The sequence below is a fragment of the Marinomonas sp. SBI8L genome, from assembly GCF_001624705.1.
Classification (GTDB): Bacteria; Pseudomonadota; Gammaproteobacteria; order Pseudomonadales; family Marinomonadaceae; genus Marinomonas.
In genome coordinates this window covers 1-22,090 of record NZ_JSEO01000013.1, presented here as the reverse complement: position 1 = coordinate 22,090, position 22,090 = coordinate 1, and the positions used below count along the sequence as shown (strand labels likewise).

At 41.1% G+C, this 22,090-nt stretch carries 21 protein-coding genes and 1 pseudogene; 9 read left to right on the top strand and 13 right to left on the bottom strand.

Annotated elements, in window-relative coordinates; all coding sequences use genetic code 11:
* Positions 1-40: 40 nt before the first annotated feature.
* Positions 41-424 carry a gamma-butyrobetaine hydroxylase-like domain-containing protein gene (locus OA91_RS18080; RefSeq protein ID WP_063339375.1) on the top strand — a complete coding sequence of 128 codons (384 nt, stop codon included), beginning with the start codon at positions 41-43 and terminating at the stop codon, positions 422-424.
* Positions 425-452: 28 nt separating this feature from the next.
* Complete coding sequence (locus OA91_RS18075) at positions 453-1,073, top strand: ubiquinone biosynthesis accessory factor UbiJ (RefSeq protein ID WP_063339374.1); 621 nt, start codon at positions 453-455, stop codon at positions 1,071-1,073.
* 11 nt (positions 1,074-1,084) lie between these two features.
* On the opposite strand, the gene OA91_RS18070 is transcribed toward OA91_RS18075, so the two are convergent.
* The 5 genes from OA91_RS18070 to OA91_RS18050 all read right to left on the bottom strand — a co-directional run bounded on the left by OA91_RS18070 (position 1,085) and on the right by OA91_RS18050 (position 8,389).
* On the bottom strand, positions 1,085-2,239 hold the full coding sequence (locus OA91_RS18070) for a hypothetical protein (protein ID WP_063339373.1): 1,155 nt from the start codon (positions 2,237-2,239) through the stop codon (positions 1,085-1,087).
* A 39-nt stretch (positions 2,240-2,278) separates the two neighbouring features.
* Complete coding sequence (locus OA91_RS18065; protein WP_063339372.1) at positions 2,279-3,283, bottom strand: asparaginase domain-containing protein; 1,005 nt, start codon at positions 3,281-3,283, stop codon at positions 2,279-2,281.
* Positions 3,284-3,389: 106 nt separating this feature from the next.
* Entirely contained in the window at positions 3,390-5,279 is a 1,890-nt protein-coding gene (locus OA91_RS18060; RefSeq protein ID WP_063339371.1) for a methyl-accepting chemotaxis protein, read from the bottom strand.
* Between the two features lie 268 nt (positions 5,280-5,547).
* Positions 5,548-7,281 carry an arginine--tRNA ligase gene (gene argS / locus OA91_RS18055; protein ID WP_063339370.1) on the bottom strand — a complete coding sequence of 578 codons (1,734 nt, stop codon included), beginning with the start codon at positions 7,279-7,281 and terminating at the stop codon, positions 5,548-5,550.
* 181 nt (positions 7,282-7,462) lie between these two features.
* Positions 7,463-8,389 carry a LysR substrate-binding domain-containing protein gene (locus OA91_RS18050; RefSeq protein ID WP_063339369.1) on the bottom strand — a complete coding sequence of 309 codons (927 nt, stop codon included), beginning with the start codon at positions 8,387-8,389 and terminating at the stop codon, positions 7,463-7,465.
* A gap of 149 nt (positions 8,390-8,538) precedes the next feature.
* Here OA91_RS18050 and betC point away from each other — a divergent pair, with 149 nt between their 5' ends.
* Together betC and OA91_RS18040 are read left to right on the top strand one after the other, a co-directional pair.
* Entirely contained in the window at positions 8,539-10,059 is a 1,521-nt protein-coding gene (betC, locus tag OA91_RS18045) for a choline-sulfatase (RefSeq protein WP_063339368.1), read from the top strand.
* A 64-nt stretch (positions 10,060-10,123) separates the two neighbouring features.
* A complete protein-coding gene (locus tag OA91_RS18040) occupies positions 10,124-11,077 on the top strand; it encodes a choline ABC transporter substrate-binding protein (RefSeq protein ID WP_063339367.1) in 954 nt (317 codons plus the stop codon).
* Positions 11,078-11,241: 164 nt separating this feature from the next.
* Here the strand turns inward: OA91_RS18040 and ilvA are convergent, their stop codons facing one another.
* Positions 11,242-12,747 (bottom strand): threonine ammonia-lyase, biosynthetic, encoded by a 1,506-nt coding sequence (gene ilvA / locus OA91_RS18035; protein WP_063339366.1) that lies wholly within the window; start codon positions 12,745-12,747, stop codon positions 11,242-11,244.
* Between the two features lie 265 nt (positions 12,748-13,012).
* Here ilvA and rpiA point away from each other — a divergent pair, with 265 nt between their 5' ends.
* Positions 13,013-13,684, top strand: coding sequence for a ribose-5-phosphate isomerase RpiA (gene rpiA, locus OA91_RS18030; RefSeq protein ID WP_063339365.1), 672 nt, complete (start codon positions 13,013-13,015; stop codon positions 13,682-13,684).
* 167 nt (positions 13,685-13,851) lie between these two features.
* Positions 13,852-14,814, top strand: a complete 963-nt coding sequence (locus tag OA91_RS18025; RefSeq protein WP_063339364.1) for a class 1 fructose-bisphosphatase — start codon at positions 13,852-13,854, stop codon at positions 14,812-14,814.
* 107 nt (positions 14,815-14,921) lie between these two features.
* Here the strand turns inward: OA91_RS18025 and OA91_RS18020 are convergent, their stop codons facing one another.
* The 5 genes from OA91_RS18020 to OA91_RS17995 form a co-directional block, all read right to left on the bottom strand.
* Entirely contained in the window at positions 14,922-15,431 is a 510-nt protein-coding gene (locus OA91_RS18020; protein ID WP_063339461.1) for a GNAT family N-acetyltransferase, read from the bottom strand.
* 10 nt (positions 15,432-15,441) lie between these two features.
* Positions 15,442-16,044, bottom strand: coding sequence for a GNAT family N-acetyltransferase (locus OA91_RS18015; protein ID WP_082827998.1), 603 nt, complete (start codon positions 16,042-16,044; stop codon positions 15,442-15,444).
* Positions 16,025-16,444: a ketosteroid isomerase-related protein gene (locus tag OA91_RS18010; protein WP_046015943.1), complete on the bottom strand. Its 420-nt coding sequence runs from the start codon at positions 16,442-16,444 to the stop codon at positions 16,025-16,027. Before OA91_RS18010 ends, OA91_RS18015 begins: the two co-directional genes overlap by 20 nt.
* A 147-nt stretch (positions 16,445-16,591) precedes the next feature.
* Positions 16,592-16,945: a TfoX/Sxy family protein gene (locus OA91_RS18005; RefSeq protein WP_046015942.1), complete on the bottom strand. Its 354-nt coding sequence runs from the start codon at positions 16,943-16,945 to the stop codon at positions 16,592-16,594.
* A 206-nt stretch (positions 16,946-17,151) separates the two neighbouring features.
* Positions 17,152-17,382: a DUF1127 domain-containing protein gene (locus OA91_RS17995; protein WP_046015940.1), complete on the bottom strand. Its 231-nt coding sequence runs from the start codon at positions 17,380-17,382 to the stop codon at positions 17,152-17,154.
* A 119-nt stretch (positions 17,383-17,501) separates the two neighbouring features.
* Here OA91_RS17995 and OA91_RS17990 point away from each other — a divergent pair, with 119 nt between their 5' ends.
* Positions 17,502-18,467 carry a LysR family transcriptional regulator gene (locus OA91_RS17990; RefSeq protein ID WP_063339363.1) on the top strand — a complete coding sequence of 322 codons (966 nt, stop codon included), beginning with the start codon at positions 17,502-17,504 and terminating at the stop codon, positions 18,465-18,467.
* 21 nt (positions 18,468-18,488) lie between these two features.
* Here the strand turns inward: OA91_RS17990 and OA91_RS24855 are convergent.
* Positions 18,489-19,484, bottom strand: a pseudogene (locus OA91_RS24855) (methyl-accepting chemotaxis protein); the annotation flags it as partial.
* Between the two features lie 881 nt (positions 19,485-20,365).
* Here OA91_RS24855 and OA91_RS17980 point away from each other — a divergent pair.
* Positions 20,366-20,617 carry an RNA recognition motif domain-containing protein gene (locus OA91_RS17980; protein WP_046015938.1) on the top strand — a complete coding sequence of 84 codons (252 nt, stop codon included), beginning with the start codon at positions 20,366-20,368 and terminating at the stop codon, positions 20,615-20,617.
* A gap of 30 nt (positions 20,618-20,647) precedes the next feature.
* On the opposite strand, the gene OA91_RS17975 is transcribed toward OA91_RS17980, so the two are convergent.
* Positions 20,648-21,094, bottom strand: a complete 447-nt coding sequence (locus tag OA91_RS17975; protein WP_063339459.1) for a GNAT family N-acetyltransferase — start codon at positions 21,092-21,094, stop codon at positions 20,648-20,650.
* A 205-nt stretch (positions 21,095-21,299) separates the two neighbouring features.
* Here OA91_RS17975 and OA91_RS17970 point away from each other — a divergent pair.
* On the top strand, positions 21,300-22,090 hold a 791-nt coding region (locus OA91_RS17970; protein WP_197477840.1), incomplete at its 3' end, for a transposase.

The following is a 22,090-nucleotide window of genomic DNA, read 5'->3' as shown; positions in this document are numbered from 1 at the left end:
TGAACCTCTTTTGTTTTTCTAGCTAAAAATAGGATGCAATATGAGCAAGCCTTTACCCAGCAAAATCCATTACCATAAGCAAAGCCGAGAGCTTGAACTCATTTTTAATGATGGTTTTACCTTTCGTTATAGTGCCGAATATTTACGTGTGCACTCACCATCAGCAGAAGTTAGGGGCCACGGTATGCAGGTGCCTATTCTTCAATATGGCAAAAAAGACGTGGCAATAATGAATCTAGAAGCGGCCGGAAATTATGCCTTAAAAATAAGTTTTGATGATGGCCATGATTCTGGACTTTATAGCTGGGATTACCTTTATAATATAGGCAAAAATCATGCTGAACTTTGGTCTCTTTATTTACAACGCCTAGAACAAGAAGGCCAACAGAGACAATCAAATAGCATTCAATTTAAGCAGCTATAAACACTAAATCTTATTTAGGTCCCATGATATGAGTCTCATTACGCTAGCTGGGTTAAAAGCCGTCGAACATGCAATCAATCTTGCTCTTGTGCAGGATGAACCTTCTCAGCAAAAACTAAGTAAGCTGGCTGGCCAGCAGATCTTAATTGAAGTCGAAGACTTTAATCTTTTAATCTTGATTCAAATCTTAGAGCAAGGCCTTGCTCTGGGTTTACCTGCCAATGTTAGTGAAGCTGGGTTAGATGAGAGCCAAGACACCCATGTGAAAGGCGCTTCTTCTGCTTATCGTAAATTATTAGACGGTGATGGTTTTTTTGATGGGGATTTACGCATTCAAGGTAATGCGCAGACACTCATGACCTTACATAAAGTATCCGCCAATTTTGAGCTAGATTGGGAAGGTATTTTAGCGGATAAGATAGGTGATATGCCCACCTCTTTTATTGCCCCTTTACTTCGCAGCAAATGGCAATGGACCAAGGAAACAGGTAAAAGCTTTAAACTTAATCTGGTTGAGTACCTACAAGAAGAAGCAGACCTACTACCCAGTAAAATAGAGTTTACCAACTTTATCGAAGATCTCGAGCGATTAGAAACCTCTCTTGATCGTTTAGAAGCACGTATGCGCTTTGTTAAAAACAAGCTTTAAAAGAGAAGGTGTTACAACCTTTTAGAAAAGTCGGTATTGACCATGTCGATTACCGACTGCCACTGACCTTGTTCTTGTTGCTGATAAATAGTCATGCTGTCATACCAAGATCTATCAAGCTTCCAGCGCCAATCACATAATAGGTCTATCATCATAATCACAGGACACCCCATAGCTCCTGCCAAGTGAGCACCGGCACTATCAATGCTTATCACTAAATCCATTTGAGAAATAGCCAAAGCCAAGTCTGCAAAATCATTAATTTGCTCGGCTAAATCAATAATATTTAAGCCACTGGCGTCAATTTCTCTTTGTTTAGAGTCATTAGAAAGAGAGTAGAAATTCACCTTCTTCCCTGTGGCAGATTGAACTAAAGGTCTTAAAGCGTCTAGATTAATCGACCTCTGCTTGTCTCTTTGGTTACTTTTGCTTCCAGACCAAAAAAGACCCACTTGTCGTAATCCATTTAATTCTATTTTATTTACTACAGACTGAGCCGTATTATTAGGAGCGATAAGATAAGCTGCCTCCTTAGAGGGCAAATAGGATTCCAACAACTGGATATAAGGTAAAAGATCTAGATAGTAAGCATGATAATGTACGCCAACTTTTTCATCTTTATCTAGTACTCGACCAAGACCTTGCTGGTGTCGCATCAGTTCTCGTAAGGGGTCATGAACCCAGTGTAAGACATTAGCTCCCATTTTCACTAACGCGCTTGCATAGCGGCAAAACTGGATGAGATCACCACACCCTTGCTCTTTAACTAACATGATGGTTTTGCCTTTAAGCTCAGTCTGACCACGCCATAAAGGCACACCTGGAACTTGTACTCTGACTAAGTCTGGTATCATTTTACGTTTTTGATAATAGGGGTCAGCCAAGCTTAATTCCCCTAAACGCAAAAGTACGAGGCCTAAAGCAAAAGCATCGCCATCATCTTGGGTTCGATCAAGTAACAGCCTTTGATACTTTACCGCTTGCTCGAAATCACCAGTTCGATAATAAGACACCGACAGACGTCTTAGAATCAAGTCACTAACTTCTAACCTGACTATCAAAAACTCATACAAAAAGATCGCAGTTTCAAATTGATTTGATTTGAATGCGTTATCCGCCTTTTTTAAACTGGCTTCTAATTGATCTTTTCGTAAATCTGTCGTCATGACCTTCCCATATTGCCTATAAATACATTAGTCAAATGCTTACTTACTAACCTCATAGGCTAAAGGCTGTGTGAAAGTCTCTCTGATGGCCTCTGGTTTTACATTCGTTGCAATCAAGAAATGCAGCTTGGCAAATGCGGCTTCATAGGTCATATCTAAGCCTGATATCACACCAGCTTGAACCAAGGCAGAGCCCGCGGCATAAGTACCAGCAGAAACCGCACCAGCACCACATTGACTTACATTCACAATGACACAACCTGAGTCACTGGCTTTTTTCAACAAAGCTAAGAATTCTGGATTAGCATCTGGGCCATTACCCGCCCCATAAGTTAATAGCACGGCGCCTTTTACTACGCCTTCTTTACCTTGAGGAAAAAGCAAAGACTCTATTTGCGCAGCTTGTAATCCAGGAAAAATAGGCACTAGGGTAACAGCATCATTTTGCATGTGAGGGATTTGAATCTGCTCGCCTTTTTTGGTGTGTATTTTGCGCCAGTTCCATTCAATGCCCAACTCGCCTCTTAACAAGGCATTAGGTGATGAGAAAGCCTGCAATACACTAGTATTCGCTTTATGAGCACGAGCCCCTTCAATTAACTTACCAGCAAAGAAAAGAAATACACCATTAGGCCCTTCTAACAAGGCATCTAAGGCTCCGTAAACATTATCTAGCGCATCGTTACGGCTTTTAAACATGGGTATTTGAGAACCTGTTACAACTACAGGCTTAGACGGGTTCTGCAACATAAAGGCTAAGGCCGATGAGGTATAAGCCATGGTATCTGTACCATGTAATACCATGAAGCCATCGTATTCTTGCCATTTAGATTGTAGATCATTCGCTATTGCGACCCAATCAGAAGGGGCGGCATTTGAACTATCGATAAGCTCAGGGTAACAGTGAACAGAAAACTCATGCTCTGTGCTGTATTGAGTTAACTTTTGCAAAACCACATCAGCAAAAGCGGCATCTGGCACATATCCATGGTCCGATGGCACCATACCAATAGTGCCACCAGTGTAAGCCACATAAATTTTCATACTCTTCCCCTAGCAAATAAAATCAGATTAACGCGCTAGAAGCTTACTGATATCACGCCAAGGTGCAAGTTTTTGTCATCCCATTGAAAAGCAAACACCCTCTAGCTCAAGTACGATAACCGCTGACCATTTGGTTGAGTTCGCTGGCTAGATGATAGACGTTTTCACTGGCTTGATCAGTCTCAACTATGCCGGCAGTTGTTTGCACAGTAAGCTCTGAAATATTAATCACACTGCGGCTAATTTCTTCTGAGGTTTGCGCTTGTTGCTCAGAAGCTGCAGCTATCTGGGTGTTCATGTCAAAAATGTTATCCACACTTTTCACAATTTGCTCTATTGCAGCCATATTCTGTTTGGTGCGTTCTTCACTCAAGTTCATATCATGCTGGCTTTCTGTCATCACAGCGACAGATTGGCTTGTACCTGATTGCAAACTTAAAATCAGGTTTTGAATCTCTTCCGTTGATTCACTGGTACGCTGAGCCAAAGATCTCACTTCATCAGCAACCACTGCGAATCCACGCCCACTTTCCCCGGCTCTCGCCGCTTCAATCGCGGCATTCAAGGCGAGCAAATTAGTTTGTTCGGCAATGCCTCGAATTACGTCTAGCACCATGCCAATATTGCCTGAGTCTAGCTCCAGTTGATGAATTACCTTAGAGGCTTGAGCAATACTGCCCGATAAAGTGGTGATAGAGGTCCCTGCTTGATCCGATAAATCACGCCCTTCAAACGCTGCATTCTTCGTCTGCTTGGCTTCATCTGCCGCACTATGAATATGTTGAGATATCTCTTTTGAGGTCGCTAACATTTGCTCTACCGCGGACGCCACCATAGTGGTTTGCATTTCTTGTTCCTTAGTATGTTCTCGACTCTGCTTAGCCGCTACAGAAGACTGCTCAGCGGCACAAACGAGCTGATGAGAGATATCCTTAGTATTAATAAAAATATGCTGTAGCTGGCGCACAAAGCGGTTAAATGACTCACTTAGCAAGGCAAACTCATCATTCCCTTTAGCATTAAGCTCTACCGTTAAGTCAGCATCCCCATCAGCAATATGCTTAAGGTGTTCATTTAACGAATTTAATCGCTTAGTGATAAGGCGAGTCGTCATTAACAAGAGACAGACACTAATACAACTCACTCCAAGAAAGACCATCAGATTAAGCCAGCTGGCTTGCTTTTCTACTTGCTGAATTTCTGCTTTTAAGGTCACATCCAAATTATTAACCAGATCCACAGTGGCAGTTGCTGAGCCTTGCATCAACCCCTGCAACCCTTGGCTTTGTGTCAAACCTAAGGCTTCATAAGCCTGTACTAGCTGAGTAAAGGCAGATTGATAACCACGAATACTTAAGATGAGTTGCTTTTTTGCCTGACTGGGTAGCTTGCTTGTCGTGATATGCACATAAAACAGCTTACTTTGGCGTTTATGCTGGGCAAGATAAAGCGCATCTTTACGCAACATAAAGTTCTTTTCCAAGCGACGCAACGTCAGCATATCTAACATCAGCTTTGAGTCTGCGTTCGCCATCAGTAAAAGCTCTTCCGCCTGTAAAATACTACCTCTTAGCTTTGCTTGCAGACCTTGATCTTGGTTTAAACCTATTTCAGTGTGTCTTTGATAAATGCCAATAAAGTCTTGCTGGTACTCTTCAAGACTGCTTTTTAGCTCATTAAACGCCTGTGATTTATCAACACCAAATTGATTAAACCCCAACTCCACTTTGGCAATTTTATTTACCAAAGCTTGATACTCTTGCTCGAAACCTTGATAACTATCGAGATTAAACTCAGTTAGAAAGTCCTTTTCATATTGGCGCAACATGAGCATTTGGCTATTAACTTGGCTTAAATCTACCGCTAAATCCTGTAAATCAGACATTTGGTTAGCGCGGTAGGTGGCCATACTAGACAAAAGTAAAAAAGAGCAGACCACTAAGCCTGTGATAAACATTAATTTGGCGCGCACTGAAAAATTCAAACGTATCTTCATGACTATCCTTATCTTCAATAACCTAACTCACGAATACCTTTACACTAGCTAGCTTGGTGTGTGTGAAATAGGCAAAAAGCAGCCAATATCCATGCCAATAAATGCAAAGTCTAAAGCCCAAGATTAACGGAAATATTAGCTCTGCTTATTGATTTAGAAGGAGGTTCATATCATCAGAATAGAAGTTGCGTCTGAACTTGATTCAAAACAAAAAAAGCCAACCCTAAGGTTGGCTTTTTATCTTCAAATACTGCGTTAGGGCAATACTTTACATACGCTCTAAGGTTTCTATTCCTAATAGCGATAAACCTTGTTTCAAAGTAGAAGCGGTATTTAATGCTAGTTGTAAACGGCTATTCTTAAGCTCATCTTCCGCATTAAGAATTGGACAAGCTTCGTAGAAAGTCATAAAGATGCCAGCTAATTCATATAGATACGCACATAAATTATGAGGCATACCATCGTTAGCAACCTGTTGCACAGCTTCTTCAAATTGCATTAACTTAACGGCTAAAGCACGCTCTTGAGACTCAGCCAGAGAAATATCACCGGTCAAATTTGCGACATCAATTTCAGAACGGCGCACTATGCTGGCAACACGAGAATAAGCGTAAAGCAAGTAAGGTGCTGTATTTCCCTCAAAGCTCAACATTGTATCCCAGTTAAACACATAATCACTGGTACGGTTTTTCGATAAGTCAGCATACTTAACTGAGGCGATACCCACTACTCGACCGATATTAGCTAGCTCGTCTTCTTCCATTTCTGGATTCTTTTCAGCCACCAGCTTATACGCTCTGTCTTGTGCTTCAGCTAGCAAGTCAGATAGCTTAGCCACTGTACCAGAACGAGTTTTAAATGGCTTACCATCGGTTCCCATTACGGTACCAAAAGGCATGTGTTCTAAGCTGGTTTCAGGTTTAACGAAACCAGCTTTACGGCCAAGAGTATAGATTTGCTGGAAGTGCAAAGATTGACGCGCATCGACAAAGTACAATCCACGATCAAAGTTCAATACATCTTGACGATATCTTAAAGCTGCCAAGTCAGTCGTAGCATACAAGAAGCCACCACCGGTTTTCTGTACGATAACAGGAGTGATTTCACCTTCTTTATTAGCAAACTCTTCCATGAAGACACATTGCGCTCCATTAGATTCTTGTAATAAGTTTTGCTCTTCAAGTGCTGCTATCACATTAGGTAAGTCATCGTTATAAGCACTTTCTGGCATAACATTTTCACGTGTTAGAGACACACCCAATGTGTTGTAGGTTGCTTCACAATGCTCTAGAGAGATATTGATAAACTCTTGCCATAGGGCAAGGCATTGCTTATCACCTGATTGCAGTTCGACAACAAGTTCACGGGCACGAGCAGCAAAGGCTTCGTCTTCATCAAAACAGGTTTTAGCCGCACGGTAGAAGGTTTCTAAATCAGATAGGGCCATGCTGATTTCAGTATTTTCTTGACGCAGTCTTTCCATATACGCCAACAACATGCCAAATTGTGTCCCCCAATCACCCACGTGATTTTGACGCACAACATTGTGGCCTAAGAACTCAAGCGTACGAACAACCGCATCACCAATAACTGTCGACCTTAGATGACCTACGTGCATTTCTTTGGCTAGGTTAGGTGAAGAGTAATCCACTACTATAGTTTGCGCTTTTTCTACTTGCGCGATATCTAAACGAGCACTCTTACGTAGGCTAGCTAAGGCACCTGACATCCAATCATTTTTCAAGAAGATGTTAATAAAGCCAGGACCTGCAATCTCAACCTTGTCAGCAACATCAGACAGATCTACTAGATCTAAAACTTTCTGAGCAAATTCACGAGGGTTGGTTTTTAGCTTTTTTGCTACGCCCATCATGCCATTAGCTTGATAATCACCAAATTGAACCTTGGCAGATTGACGAACAAGTGCAGGGGCATCATCAGCCGCGCCTGCCGCAACCATAGCCTGTTGGATACGGTTATTAAGAAGGGTTTGAATATTCACTGAAAGTCTTTCCTATTGACGTTGTACTAGCTGACTTAAAGGTGTTTTAAGCCTGACTCTATGACGACGTTTTCACGATAAATTTATTGCACATATGATAACCGATTTTACCTTAATAGCTAAAGTGGCGATTCACATTTACAGCTGAGTTAAAGTAAATGTGTTGCAATAAAATACAGCCTTACTTGGGCTGATCGTACTGCAAACTATTAGATAACCATTGCGCAAAAACCTGCATTAAAGGCGTTCGCCCCTCAGGCCTTGTAAAAATAAGATGATAGCCATTATTCGAGCTATGACTGTATTCGGGGAAAGCGACTAAGATACCCGCCTGCACCAAGTCATCGACCAAGGGTGACCAAGCAAGACTCACCCCTTGCCCAGCTAAAGCAGCCTGTACTAGAAGGGTAAAATTATCTGATTCTAACTGAGCACTAACACCGTTCAGCGTTAAGCCATGTTCATGGGCCACATCATCCCAGTTAAGCCAAGGTTTTCCATTCAGGGCATTTAGCTTTAATAAGGGTAAGTTTAAAAGATCAGCCAAAGAGTTAATCTGCTTACCTGCGATCAAGGCTTTACTGCAAACAGGAAAGACTTTTTCACTAAGCAACTGATAACTATCATGACTATGGGAATGATCAGCGCCAAACAGGATAACTATGTCAGCTTCACCCTTATTTTCTACTTCAGGCGCTTGAGATGTTTGCAGCCGAATATCCATATCAGGGAACTCATTTTGATACAAATTTCGGAACTCACTAAGCTTTGGCATCAGACCATAAGTTGCAAAAGCAAAGTCTGTCGCCACTGTTATGCGATTATTTTGCGGTTGTTGGCGAATATCATCGCAAACAGACGTGAGCGATTGCAGGCTTTTTTGTGTCGCTAATAGCAACTTGTTTCCCGCTTCGGTGAGCTCTACGCCGCGATAAATACGTACAAACAATAAACAGTTTAAATTGGCTTCAAGGCCTCTAACCTGCTGACTGATAGCCGGTTGCGTTGTTCCCAGCTCTCTTGCTGCACGGGTAAAACTTAGATGTCTCGCCGCTGATTCAAAAACGACCAAACTTTGCAGTGGTGGTAACGTTTCATTTGTTGGCATAATTTCATCTTATCCGAGTCATAATATTTTAGTCAGTTTACAGGAGGTTTCCTAAGGTTCAACCTAATACACAAGGCTAGAAGATGCATTAAGCATTAGTTGTATTTATTTAACTTTGTCACTTTTTAACTTTAAAGCAGGTTGAGCTCATGAAAAATAAACAACCCAATATATTATTCTTAATGGCAGACCAATTGGCTGCATCAGCATTACCCATTTACGGTCATAAATTAGTCAAAACACCTAACCTTGAAGCGCTTGCTAACGAAGGTGTTGTTTTTGATTCGGCCTACTGTAATAGCCCTCTTTGCGCACCATCTCGTTATGTTTTAATGACAGGGCAGTTACCCGCTAAAATTGGCGCATTCGATAATGCTGCGGATTTACCTGCCGATATTCCCACCTTCGCCCATTACCTACGCCAGCAAAACTATCAAACCGCTTTATCTGGCAAGATGCACTTTTGTGGGCCAGAGCAGCTTCATGGCTTTGAAGACAGGCTAACCACAGATATTTACCCAGCAGACTATGGTTGGTTCCCTAATTGGGATGACCCAAGCACACGCCCAACTTGGTATCACAATATGAGTTCGGTCACTCAAGCTGGCCCTTGTGTTCGCACCAACCAATTAGACTTTGATGATGAAGTGACCTTTCAGGCAAAACGCTATCTGCATGATTATGCTCGCGGTAAACAAGAAAGACCTTTCTGCCTCACTGTTTCTCTTACACACCCTCATGACCCTTATGCTATTCCAGAAGAGTATTGGAACATGTATCAGGATGAAGACATTGAACTACCTAAAATAGACATTCCAAAATCAGAGCAAGACCCTCATTCGTTAAGGCTGCAAGATGTATTTGCCTATGATGAGCAGCCCATCACAGAGCAGCAGATTAAAAATGCCAGACGCGCTTATTATGGCGCCATTAGTTATGTCGATGACAAGATTGGTGAGGTGCTCAAATCCCTAAAAGATTGTGGCTTAGATGAGGATACCATCATCGTCTTTTCTGGTGATCATGGCGATATGCTGGGCGAGCGTAACCTTTGGTACAAGATGTCCTTCTTCGAGGATTCAGTGCGCGTACCTATGATAGTTCACTCGCCTAAACGCTTTACGCCTAAACGTGTTTCTGAGTCAGTGTCGACCATGGACTTATTGCCTACGTTTGTCGATATCGCCTCCAACAAGGCAAAGCAAGATTATGCGATGCCAATTCAAGGTCGCAGTATCATGCCTCACCTTGAAGGCACAGGTGGTCATGATGAAGTGATTGCAGAATACTTTGGCGAAGGCACTATCGCCCCTTTGTTTATGATTCGTCGCGGGGATTACAAGTACATTTGCTGTAATCAAGACCCAGACCAACTCTTCAACCTTAAGCTTGACCCTAAAGAACTAAACAATCTCGCCACCGACTCAGAACATCAAGCATTGGTTAAACAATTTAGAGCAGAAGCAGCTGAACGCTGGGATCACGAAGCCTTAACACAAGATGTGCTTATCAGCCAACGTCGCCGCCGATTAGTGGTTGGCGCGCTAAATAAAGGCAAAAAGAAAACCTGGGACCACCAACCTTTCTTTGATAGTGGCGAGCTTTACATGCGAAACCACATTGATCTTGATGATCTTGAAGCAAGGTCACGCTTTCCAAAAGTCGATTGATTTACTTAAAACAATAACAACACAAACCGTTAAACGGCTATTTAAACGACAAAGGAGTTTCCTCATGTTGCAGATTTTACCTTATCGTCCACTCGCGAAAAGCGTTGCCCTTGCGACCTTAGCGCTATCCGCTAGCTTAAGCTATGCCCAAGAACCGAGCCAATGCCAGAAAGTGACTTTCTCTGACCCTGGCTGGACGGATATTGGTGCGACCAATGGTATTACCAGTACCATTTTAGAAGGTCTGGGTTATCAAACCGAAGTATTCCTACTAGGTGTACCTGTTGGCTTTGAAAGCTTAAAGAGCGGTGAGATTGATCTCTTCATGGGGAACTGGATGCCAGCTCAATCAGGCTTTATTGATCAATATAAAGGGGATATCGACCAGATTCGCACCAACCTTGAAGGCGTAAAGTTCACCTTAGCTGTCCCTGAATTTGTATATGACGCAGGGGTACAAAGCTTTGCCGATTTACACAAGTTTGAAAGTAAGTTTAGAAGTAAAATTTACGGTATCGAAGCCGGTGCACCAGCCAATCAAAACCTGCAAAAAATGATAGATAGCAATGATTTTGGCCTAGGTGATTGGAAGGTTGTAGAGTCAGGCGAGCAGGCCATGTTGACTCAGGTAAATCGCTCAGTGCGTCGTGACAAGTTCATTGTTTTTCTCGGTTGGGAGCCTCACCCGATGAATGTTAATTTTGATCTTAAATACCTTTCTGGCGGTGATAAGTATTTTGGCCCTAATTATGGTGGTGCCACAATTCACACTCTAAGCCGTAAAGGCTATAGCCAAGAATGCTCAAATGTAGGGACCTTGGTACAAAACCTGAAATTCTCTTTAACCATGGAGAATGAAATCATAGGTGAGGTTTTAAATAATGCGAAAAAGCCAAAAGACGCAGCCAAAGAATGGCTTACAGCAAACCCAGATGTTTTGAACACTTGGCTTGAAGGTGTAACAACCTATCAAGGCGACAATGGGCTAGCAGCGGTGAAACAGCATCTCGCACTTTGATTTTAAAAGCTTAAGTTTGTTGGTAAGGGCGAGCTAGTTCCTATACTTCCCCTCTTTTTGTGTAGCGCTAATACCTTTCCAACAAAAAAGCCCGAAAGTTTTCACTTTCGGGCTTTCCTATTCTTAACATTCAAAAAGCATTAAACCAAATGCGTTTTAAGCTGTTATTTAAAGAACAACTGGCACGCCTGATTATTGGTTTCATCTTGATAAGGATAACCTAAAGCATCAAGATATTGCGTCACATCCGTCTCTTCTCCAACGGCTTGTAAGCCAACCAACACACGACCATAAGCGTCACCATGGTTGCGATAGTGGAACATAGAGATATTCCATTCACCACCTAAGCTGTTTAAGAATTTCAACAAAGCACCAGGGCGCTCAGGGAATTCAAAACTATAAAGCAGCTCGCCTTTTTCACTCCTTAAGTGACCACCTATCATATGACGAATATGGACCTTAGCGGTTTCATCGTCGGTAAGATCAACGATTTCATAGTCTTTTAAATCGTCTAATAAATTCTCACGACTATGAGGGTGACCACCTAACTGAACACCAACAAAAATAGCGGCTTGTTCTGGATCGCTATAACGATAGTTAAATTCAGTGATATTACGTGTTTCTAGCGCTTGGCAGAAAGAGCGGAAACTACCTGGGCTTTCTGGAATTTTCACAGCAATAATAGCTTCGCGCTTTTCACCTAACTCAGCTCGCTCAGACACATGGCGTAAACGGTCAAAGTTAACATTAGCGCCCGAGTTAATCGCAATAAGGGTTTGACCCTTAGCACCTGTTGTTTCTATGTACTTTTTAAGACCAGCTAAAGCACAAGCACCTGCTGGTTCTGTGATGGCACGAGTATCATCGTAAATGTCTTTGATCGCAGCACACATTTCGTCAGTTGTGACTGTGATGACATCATCAACATTATCTTTAGCGATAGCAAAAGTATTACTACCAATAATGCCAACGGCTACGCCTTCTGCAAAAATGCCGACCTGATCAAGACGCACTGGTTCGCCCGCTTCTCTTGCAGCTTTAAAACAAGCCGCATCTTCAGGCTCTACTGCAATCACCTTAATCTCAGGGCGTAGGTATTTAATGTAAGAAGCCACACCTGCAAGTAAGCCTCCGCCACCAACAGGAATAAAGACGGCATCTATTTCACCAACATGCTGGCGTAAGATTTCCATCCCTATGGTGCCTTGACCAGCAATGGTATCAAGATCGTCAAATGGGTGAACAAACACTTGACCGGATTGCGCCATAATCTCTTGTGACTTAGCAAACGCTTCATCATAAGCATCACCATGTAAAACAACCTCTGCTCCCCAACCTCTGACGGCATTTACTTTCACGTCAGGTGTTGTAGCAGGCATAACGATTGTTGCTTTTACTCCTAGCTTTTGTGCTGCTAAGGCTAAACCTTGTGCATGGTTTCCGGCTGACGCTGCTATCACCCCATTTGCTAATTGAGCAGGTGATAGCTGACTAATTTTGTTATATGCCCCACGAATCTTAAAGCTGAAAACTGGCTGTAGATCTTCACGCTTCAAAATAATCTCATTACCAAAACGATTGCTAAGTTGTTTGGCACGAGCGAGTGGTGTTTCTACAGCTACGTCATAGACGTTCGCTTGTAGAATTTTCTTGATGATTGAATGAGGCATAGTCTTTCCTAAAGAACATATATCTAGTATTAGCTTGGCATTATCGCCGTCCATCGCGAACAAAAGTTCAAAACAGAGCAAGAAATATACCGATTAACGGCGCTGCTATCAAAGGCGAAAGTCGTCTAACCTAATATTTTCTAGTGATATGAGTAACATTAGCGAATTTATCCCTTTATAATGGCCAGAATCTCGTATCAGGCTTATTTTAAGAGTCACTAAATCATACGAACCACCAGCCCTCTAAACAAAGGTTATGCAGAAAATGACGCAAGACGAATTGAAACTCGCCGTTGCCAAAGCCGCGGTTGAATACATACTTCCCCTTCTTGAAGACGACACCATTGTCGGTGTAGGAACAGGCTCAACAGCGAACCTATTCATTGATGAACTAGCTCAGCACAAACTTAAGTTTGAAGCGACTGTTGCCAGCTCTGAAGCGTCTGCAGAACGCCTTAAGTCTCACGGCATTCCTGTATATGATTTAAATAGCGTTGCAGATATCGCAGTTTATGTAGATGGTGCTGACGAATCTAACAACCACCTGCATTTGATTAAAGGTGGCGGTGCGGCACTGACTCGCGAGAAAATAGTGGCAGCCGTCAGTAAACAATTTGTTTGTATTGCAGACCAATCTAAATTGGTAAATGTATTAGGTGATTTCCCACTACCTGTTGAAGTGATTCCTATGTCACGTAGCTATGTTGCTCGTGAATTAGTAAAACTTGGCGGTGACCCTGTGTATCGCGAAGGCGTTGTGACTGATAACGGCAACCAAATTTTAGATGTGTATAACCTAAAAATTGAAGATGCTGTTAGCCTAGAAAATAAGATCAATAGCATAGTGGGTGTGGTAACTAACGGCTTATTTGCTAGTCGCCCAGCTGATGTCCTACTACTAGGTACAGAAGAAGGTGTTAAAACTTTAAAAGCCTAGCTTTTAGATAATTAGCAACCTGAGAAAGCCGACTATTTTTAGTCGGCTTTTTTATATCTCACCTTTTGCCACTCGCTTTGAGTAAAAGCTGCTGACACCCAAGTCTACCAGTGGCATAATTTCGACAACTTTGACTCTCATCCCCACTATTAAGGTAGATTTCTGTCATGCAAAGCTTAAACAGCGTTTTAGCATCAAGTTCTGTTCCCGCGTCTTTACAAGAGGTTCTGCAACTTTTAAGCAAAACCTGCATTGATATTTCAGGCAAACTTCAACAGGGCTCACTTGCCGGTATTCTCGGTATGGCAGGTAATGAGAATGTACAAGGTGAAGAGCAGAAAAAATTAGATGTCATCTCTAATGATATGCTTAAACTTGCGCTATCCGCCTCGCCTTTTGTTCGTGCAATTGCCTCTGAAGAAGAAGATGACATAGTGCCAGCAAATACAGACGGCGAATACCTTGTGGCTTTTGACCCTCTTGATGGTTCTTCAAACATTGATATTAATTCAATGGTAGGCACCATTTTCTCTATCTATCGTCAAACAGGTGATCAAGCAGCGACTGAAGCTGACTTTTTGATTCCAGGTCGTGAACAAGTTGCTGCCGGCTATGTACTTTACGGCCCTTCAAGCATGTTGGTTTTCTCCACAGGTGATGGCGTATCTATGTATACCTACGACCCAAGCCAAGGCGAGTTTATTCAAACGATTGAAAAAGTCAGTGTTGCACAAAGCACTCAAGAGTTTGCTATCAATATGTCAAACCAACGTTTTTGGGCACAAGGCATGCAGAATTATGTAAATGATTTAGTCGCTGGTACAGAAGGCCCGAGAGAAAAGAACTTCAATATGCGCTGGGTAGCAGCAATGGTAGGAGATGTTCACCGCATTCTTTGCCGCGGTGGTATCTTTATCTACCCTTGGGATAACAAAGACCCAAGTAAAGCGGGCAAACTACGCCTTATGTATGAAGCTAACCCTATGGCAATGCTAATCGAGCAAGCTGGCGGTAAAGCACACACTCATACAGACCGTATTCTAGACATCCAACCTGACGCTATTCACCAAAGAGTGGCAGTCGTATTAGGTGCGGCGCAAGAAGTAGAAACTTGCTTAAGCTATAAGTAAGTCTACGAATAACAAAAAGCCGATAGTCAGTCTCTGATTATCGGCTTCTTTAATTGTTAAAAACTGTCCTTAAAAATTCTCTCACAAGAGATTAATTCTCAGGTTAATCACTCTTTTACTAGAGGGTCCTCAGGCAAACTCATTTGCCAATAACCAACATCTACCCATTGCCCAAACTTATAACCCACTTTCTCAAAGTGAGCGACTTTCTTCATGCCAATTTTCTCATGCAATGCGATACTGGCATCATTAGGTAGCGCAATGATTGCTAAAAGATTTTTTATCGGTCTTCTACTGATGGCATCTAACAAAGCTTGATAGAGACGTGTCCCCACCCCTTTACCCTGCGCTTCTGGCGCCAGATAAATTGTGACTTCGTGACTAAATCGGTAAGCACTACGAGCTTTCCATGGAGTGCAATAGGCGTAACCTAATATAATAGCCTTGTCTTCCAGTACTAACCAAATACCTGCACTTTTATCCGTTTCTTGAATACGCAATAGCATAGCCTCTTGGCTTATCTCCTCTTCTTCAAAAGAGATAAGTGTATTAGCCACATAATGGTTATATATTTCAGCTAATTGCGCTGCATCATTGATGGAAACGGGTCGAATCAAGGCTAACACCCTAAGCAGTAATTGATTTAATCCAAAATGGCATATTCTTCATACTGGCTCTTGGTTCACCTCTATCTCGCCATGCAAACCTAGCAGTTAACTCGGTTGCTTTAAAACCTTGTAAATGCCAAAAGTTATCCAATGTATGGTAATTCTCAGGTTTTAGCTCAGTGTAGTTTTGTCGATCTACCGTACAAAATGCCAAATACTTATATTGCTCTTGCTGAAGCGCAATCTCTTCTCTTAAACGGAAGAAAATAGAGCCGGCACCTTGTCCTCGATATTCAGGCAAAAGAACAGATTCAGCAAAATAAAAACCTTTACTTAAATCCCAGCCCGCTTTTAAAAAAGGTTGTTGGAATTCTGTTTTTGCATGGCTTAGAGGCAAGCAACTCGCAGCACCTACAACAACGCCTTTATCGAGTGCCAGCACAAAAAAGCAGTCTGGCTTAGCTAAGTAAGCCTGTAAATAGTCAGCTTCGTACTCTATCTCACCTTCATATAAATAAGGGTAGTCATAGAACACCTTAAGTCTCAGTCTTGCCATATCTGGTAAATAAGCTTGCATAGCAGGCCCAGTTACACACAAATAATCAGTAATCTGTTTGCTCAACTTGTTTTACCCACTCAGCTAGATTGTAATAACTCGTTACCCTGACAATCAGGTTGTCACGTAACTCAAAGAAAGTGCCGCCCTTGATCTTATAATACTGACCGTTTGCTTCTGGTAGAGAGAACTCACTTTCTAAATAACGACCTTCTACCATAAACTCTGCCGCCGCTTTATTACAGGATTCATCAAACATAATCGCAAGTTCTGAAATTTGTTCATCATAGTTGCGATTGACGCGATTCATAAAAAAGCGAAAGGCCGTCTTTCCTTGTTCCTGCACGCCTTCATTCACATCATGTATGACATCATCTGCCAGTAAATCAAAAAACGAAATCATATCCTTTTCATTCAATGCTTGATAATAAGCACGAATAATCGATTCAGCTGTCTTGCTACTCATATTAAAAACTCTGACTAACGGTCTTTTGAGTAAAACATATTGCTCAATACTTAGGTCATGACATGCCGCAACCAGACAGCTTTTCTTCGTTAATGAATAAACTAACACGCTTTCGTAAGCTGTTCAGCTATTATGCAAATAATCTAGTTAAGCCACTTTTTCAGATTGGCTGACTTTAGCAGGTAAGCTTTTTACAAAAGCAAAACTCATGTCTAGCCATTGCTTCAACTCTTCATCTGATTCGATTAACTCTGCTTCAACACAAACAACATCGGCCATAGGACGGCCAACAAAATCGAATTGTTTGACATAATTTTTAGCAAGTGATTTTGCATAATGCTCAGGCCCAATTCGAGCCAATAAGCTATTTCCAATTACACCAATACACATATGACGATTGAATAAGAAGCAATAACCGCCAAACATTTCCTTTTCTTGAAATTCTAGAGAGGGGTCAAATATCGCCTTAATTCTTTGAACTAATCCTGTTTCATACTTCATGTGCACCTACCTTTACTAAATAAACAAATGTTTCAGTAAAACTGCGTTCCTTGGGTATAACTTCCTGTCCTACCTTTAAAATATGCGCAAATTTTAAACAGATAGCCAATAGTTTTAGGTAAAAAAAAGCAATGACGACCCCTAGATCGTCATTGTTATTCAAAAGATGAACCAAGATGGGAGACGGGACTTACACTAAATTTAACTTACTTCCACAAAGGTTTTTCTAGTTCATGAGCAACATCAGCTTGAGATAAGCCTATGTCTTTTAAAGCCGCTTGATTAAGCCTGCCTAGCTGCTTTCTAGTACGCCAGTTGTGGTTAATTTTGTTCATTAATTTAGAAAAACGACTCACAAGATTTTCTAAACCATTAGCCCTCAGGCAATCTACTTGCGTTAAATCGAGCTTTTTCTGTGTTGATGTTAGTAAAGCCATAACTTTTTACCTCACTGTTGTGTTTTTCTATAGCGTCATAATCGGTCAAAACATAAACACTGACAAACGAGAAAATTCAGGCCATAATTAAGAAAAACTTAATTATCAAGTGAAGGAAAATGAAAAAATTACGCTTACCGCCTCTTAAATCTTTACATGCATTTCGTCATGCAGCTCAATGCTTAAGCTTTAAGGCAGCGGCAGAGCAATTGAATGTTACTCAAGCCGCTATTAGCCAGCAGATAAAAACACTAGAACAGTCTTTAGAGATAGAGTTATTTGAAAGGCATACTCGTCAGGTGATACTGACCAGTGAAGGAGAATACCTGTTCACTTATGTAGAACAGGCTTTCAACCTATTAGAACAAGGAGTAAGGGAGATCATAGAGGATCCCCATCCAAACAAGCTGGTTATTAGCACACTTCCTTCTTTCGCAAGTCGCTGGCTAGTTGCCCGTTTAGGCAAATTCCAAGCCGAAGAGGATATCAATATTCAACTGAGCCCTAGCTTGGCCGTAGCCAGTTTTCAAGATCAAGATTTGGATTTATCCATTCGTTTTGGTCAAGGTAAATACGAGGGACTTAAGTCTGAACTATTGTTTGAAGAATGCTTAATCCCTGTTTGCCACCCTTCCTTGATTGATCCAAAACAAGCGATAAAACCTCAACTCGCTAAACTGCCTATCATTGCTGACAATGGCCCTGATATGGAAGCCATTTGGCCTCTATTCCAAGAACACATTGGCTGTAAGGATGAAAAGATGCCATCTCGACTTCAGGTGTCTGATTCAACCGTATTAATTGAGGCACTGCTTTCTTGCCAAGGCATAAGCATGATTCGATATAGCCTGGTATATGAGCTTATCAAAAAAGGTCAACTCATTAGCCCTCTCCCCTTATTCATGAAGTCCCGATATAACTTCTTTTTAGTCGCTCCAGCACCGCACTTTAAATACGACAAAATAAGCAACTTTAGGCGCTGGCTTAAAAATGAAGTAAAAGAGATTCAACACAGCTGGAAGCAGTATTGTGATCAAACAGAGGGGCAGTACGAAGTATTATTCAAAGAAGACCACAACCCATAATGGGTTGTGGTCTTTTTATGTTCACACGTTAAAGCGAGATACCATGCTGGTTAAATCATCACTTTGGTGTTCTAGGTTAGAAATGGCATTACGGTTATCTGCCACAGCTTTAGAGGTTTCATCAGACAATACAAAGATACGTTGAATATTCGCACTTATTTCATCTGTAACTTGTGATTGCTCCTCAGATGCAGCAGCAATTTGCATATTAAGATCTGCAATAGTCTGCATTTCACGCGAAATTTCGATCAAGGCATTTTCTGCATTTTCAACCAGTTTAACTGCCCCTTTACTCATATCTTCACTTGAGCCCATAACTTTAACCGCTGACTCTGTACCAGTTTGAAGGTTCTCAATCATAGAACGAATTTCTTCCGTACTATGCTGAGTCCTCCCAGCTAAAGTTCTCACCTCATCTGCAACAACAGCAAAGCCACGACCTTGTTCGCCTGCTCGTGCCGCTTCTATTGCCGCATTCAACGCTAATAGATTAGTCTGATCAGCGATCTCACCAATCACGCCTACTATTTCACCAATACGGTCAGATTGAGTCTTAAGGTCAGTAATAACAGACATGCCATTTCTCACTTCAACAGCCAGATTCCCCATACCATTAGACGCTTCTGCTAGAGAGTTAGAACCTAGATCAAATTCTCTCTTAGCATGATCAACAGCTGTTACAGCATCCGCAGTATTAGACACGACCTCATGGGCAGTACTCGACATTTCTTCAACTGCTGCCGCTAGCATCTCAGTTTCATCCTTTTGTTGTTGAGTACGAGCAGCATTGCCTTGAGCATTACAAGTAATTTGCTCTAAGCCAGATTCAAGGTTTAGAGACAGCTTACGTATGTCTGCAATCAATTGAGACATGTTATCCATAAACTTGTTAATCTCGCATGCCAAACCACCAAACTCATCATCTTTATTAATTTCAATTCGTTTAGTTAGATCAGCATCCCCTTCAGAAAGGTTATGAATAGCAGAGAAAAGAGTCTTTAGCCTATCATTTACAAAACGGTTCAACCAAAACACTAGGCCTAAAATCACGATTAAAGCGATTACGAGTATTGTTAAGTTGTAAAAGGAGCTGTTCTGAGTACTCTCCTCGAACTCTGTTATTAAAGTATCTACCCTTTGCTGATACTCAGTCTCTAAAGTTGCAAAACCCTTAATCGCAGGCCCATCAGATATCTTCACGGCTTTATCAAGCTCATGTATATCTAAACCTTGTTGCTTCAAGTTCTGTACTTGATAAGTAGCATCTAGATACTTTTTTAAAGTGGATTCAATATCATTCAAGGCATTTTTCTCTGCCTGATTAATACCGTTTAATTCACGATAACTTTTTGCCGTTTCAAGCACTTTTGCATAAGCAGTTTCAACTTGAGTGACATATTTTGGTGTGCCTCGTAATACATAGTTTTTAAAGCTATGTATCAATGAGCCATAACCTGCATCCCGAGACATTTTCAACAATAAAGACTGCCTAGCGAGAGCTGAATCTTGTAGCTCTTGCCAGCTTTTTTGGTGAGTATTCGAAAGACTATTCTCTATGATTAATAGTGTTGAGAAAGTAACAACAATCAATCCGATAAAAACGTAAAACCTTTGCCTAAGCGTCATTTTTTGTTACCTCGCAGTCCGTATATTAGCCAAAGCAATAATAGAACATTGGGTAAACATAAATTTGAGATAGATCAAGCTTTTCCATTATCTCTGCTTATAGTTTATTACAGCAGTAGTGATCTAATCTTTCATATAACAAGTGCGCATAAAAAATTTCAGTGTATCTATACAGAGGATTTCAAGCTGCAAATTTAAGAAGTTAATACTGATTCAAAGCCTTAACTGCTAGAATAAAGGCAAATTTATCCCACCTACAAAAATGGTTATTTATGAAACTACTAGTCCGTAATATTGCTCGTAATACTAATGAAGAAGAACTACGTGCTTTATTTGAAGAATTCGGCACTCTACAATCTTGCACACTTGTACTTGATAAAGACACAGGGGAGTCAAAAGGTTTTGGCTTTGTTGAGATGCCAAAGATTGGAGATGCAAAACTTGCAATCAAGAAGCTCAATGGCAAAGAAATTGATGGCAGCAAGTTAAGAGTTAAAAAAGCTGAAGATAAAGCAGCAAACTAAAATCATTAGGAGGTTAGATAAAAGCCTTATCTAACCTCTTAGTAGCTGCATAGGCACAAAACGAATTCCGTTAAATTCAGACTCCACACCTTCAACATTAAACCCATAAGCCAAATAAAACGCTTTAGCATTCACTGAGGAGCGTAAGCTAATTTCTTTTTCTAATGTTTGAGCTAACACATGATCCAATAAAAGCCGACCTGCACCTTGCCCTTGCATCCCTTTCGCGACAAATAAATGAGTTAGATAGTTACCATCTCGTAAAGCAGAAAAGCCCACGAGTTTTCCATCTGATACTAGCTTGACGCTGTAAAAATTAACTCTATCTAAAGCTTTCTCTATATCAGGTAGAACTCGGCTAAGAAACTCAGATTTACCTTCTTCATTAAAATACGGTAATACATCTTGCTCTGAAACAGAGAGAACCAAACCCTCCACTTCTTCAAGATCTTCTCGTGTCACTCTACTAATTTTCACATCAAACCTTCCTATCAAAACATTCATTTATATTGAAACCTTAGAAAGCGAAAGTCTAGATAGAACTAAATTAGGTAAAGATTAGACTAGTGCGTTTACAAGAATGTATGACTCAACTTGAGGACTCGTTGCTATGCTCTCAGGCTGTGAAAGTATTCTTGTTATAGTATGTCGATAGTCCTGAGTTAGGTTGATTATCATCATTATGAACAAAAGCTATCGAAAAACTGAGAGTCGAGCACAATTTTCCTTGTTTATTGATCACCTCGATCAGCACATCTCTGATACGAATCCAGTGCGAGCAATTGATGCTTATATTGATACATTGAATTTCGATCAATTGGCTGTTGGTGTGTATAAGCCTTCATCCTCCTTAAGAGGGCAGCCCGCTTACAACCCAGCTGACCTGTTACGCTTGTATTTATATGGTTACCTAAACGGTATTCGAAGTTCACGCAAACTTGAAAAAGAGTGTCGCAGAAATATTGAGCTTATGTGGCTAATCAAGCATCAACGTCCTAGTTACAAAACGATAGCTAACTTTAGAAAAGATCATCATAAGCTTCTCATTCGAGTAAACCGTGATTTTATTTTACTCTGTAAACAGCTTGATTTAGTTGGTGGTGAGCTGATAGCAATTGATGGGAGTTTCTTCCATGGCAATGCAAGTAAACAAAGCATTCTGACGAAAAATCGCTTAACGCAGCAAATAAAAGCAGTTGAACAAAAAATCCAAGACTACCACGCTATGTTGGATGCATTAGATAATGAAGAGTCAGAAGCTGATAATTTAGACAGCATCAAGTTACAAGAATTAATGAATAAGCAAGCAAACCTTAATCAAGTACTAAATGAGTTAACCCAATCAGATACTGGTCAATTATCGCGAACAGATCCAGACGCTAGACTACTGTTTAAACGAGGAGCAAAAATAGCGGGTTATAATATCCAAACTGCCGTGGATGATCGCCATCACTTAATTATTGCAAGTGATGT

Coding starts and splice junctions, on each gene's coding strand:
- OA91_RS18010 (WP_046015943.1), bottom strand. CDS start 16,444: ATGAGTAGCAAGACAGCTGAATCGATTATTCGTGCTTATTATCAAGCA.
- OA91_RS18075 (WP_063339374.1), top strand. CDS start 453: ATGAGTCTCATTACGCTAGCTGGGTTAAAAGCCGTCGAACATGCAATC.
- OA91_RS18025 (WP_063339364.1), top strand. CDS start 13,852: ATGCAAAGCTTAAACAGCGTTTTAGCATCAAGTTCTGTTCCCGCGTCT.
- OA91_RS17990 (WP_063339363.1), top strand. CDS start 17,502: ATGAAAAAATTACGCTTACCGCCTCTTAAATCTTTACATGCATTTCGT.
- OA91_RS18050 (WP_063339369.1), bottom strand. CDS start 8,389: ATGCCAACAAATGAAACGTTACCACCACTGCAAAGTTTGGTCGTTTTT.
- OA91_RS18070 (WP_063339373.1), bottom strand. CDS start 2,239: ATGACGACAGATTTACGAAAAGATCAATTAGAAGCCAGTTTAAAAAAG.
- rpiA (WP_063339365.1), top strand. CDS start 13,013: ATGACGCAAGACGAATTGAAACTCGCCGTTGCCAAAGCCGCGGTTGAA.
- OA91_RS18080 (WP_063339375.1), top strand. CDS start 41: ATGAGCAAGCCTTTACCCAGCAAAATCCATTACCATAAGCAAAGCCGA.
- betC (WP_063339368.1), top strand. CDS start 8,539: ATGAAAAATAAACAACCCAATATATTATTCTTAATGGCAGACCAATTG.
- ilvA (WP_063339366.1), bottom strand. CDS start 12,747: ATGCCTCATTCAATCATCAAGAAAATTCTACAAGCGAACGTCTATGAC.
- OA91_RS17980 (WP_046015938.1), top strand. CDS start 20,366: ATGAAACTACTAGTCCGTAATATTGCTCGTAATACTAATGAAGAAGAA.
- OA91_RS18060 (WP_063339371.1), bottom strand. CDS start 5,279: ATGAAGATACGTTTGAATTTTTCAGTGCGCGCCAAATTAATGTTTATC.
- OA91_RS18040 (WP_063339367.1), top strand. CDS start 10,124: ATGTTGCAGATTTTACCTTATCGTCCACTCGCGAAAAGCGTTGCCCTT.
- OA91_RS17995 (WP_046015940.1), bottom strand. CDS start 17,382: ATGGCTTTACTAACATCAACACAGAAAAAGCTCGATTTAACGCAAGTA.
- OA91_RS18065 (WP_063339372.1), bottom strand. CDS start 3,283: ATGAAAATTTATGTGGCTTACACTGGTGGCACTATTGGTATGGTGCCA.
- OA91_RS18005 (WP_046015942.1), bottom strand. CDS start 16,945: ATGAAGTATGAAACAGGATTAGTTCAAAGAATTAAGGCGATATTTGAC.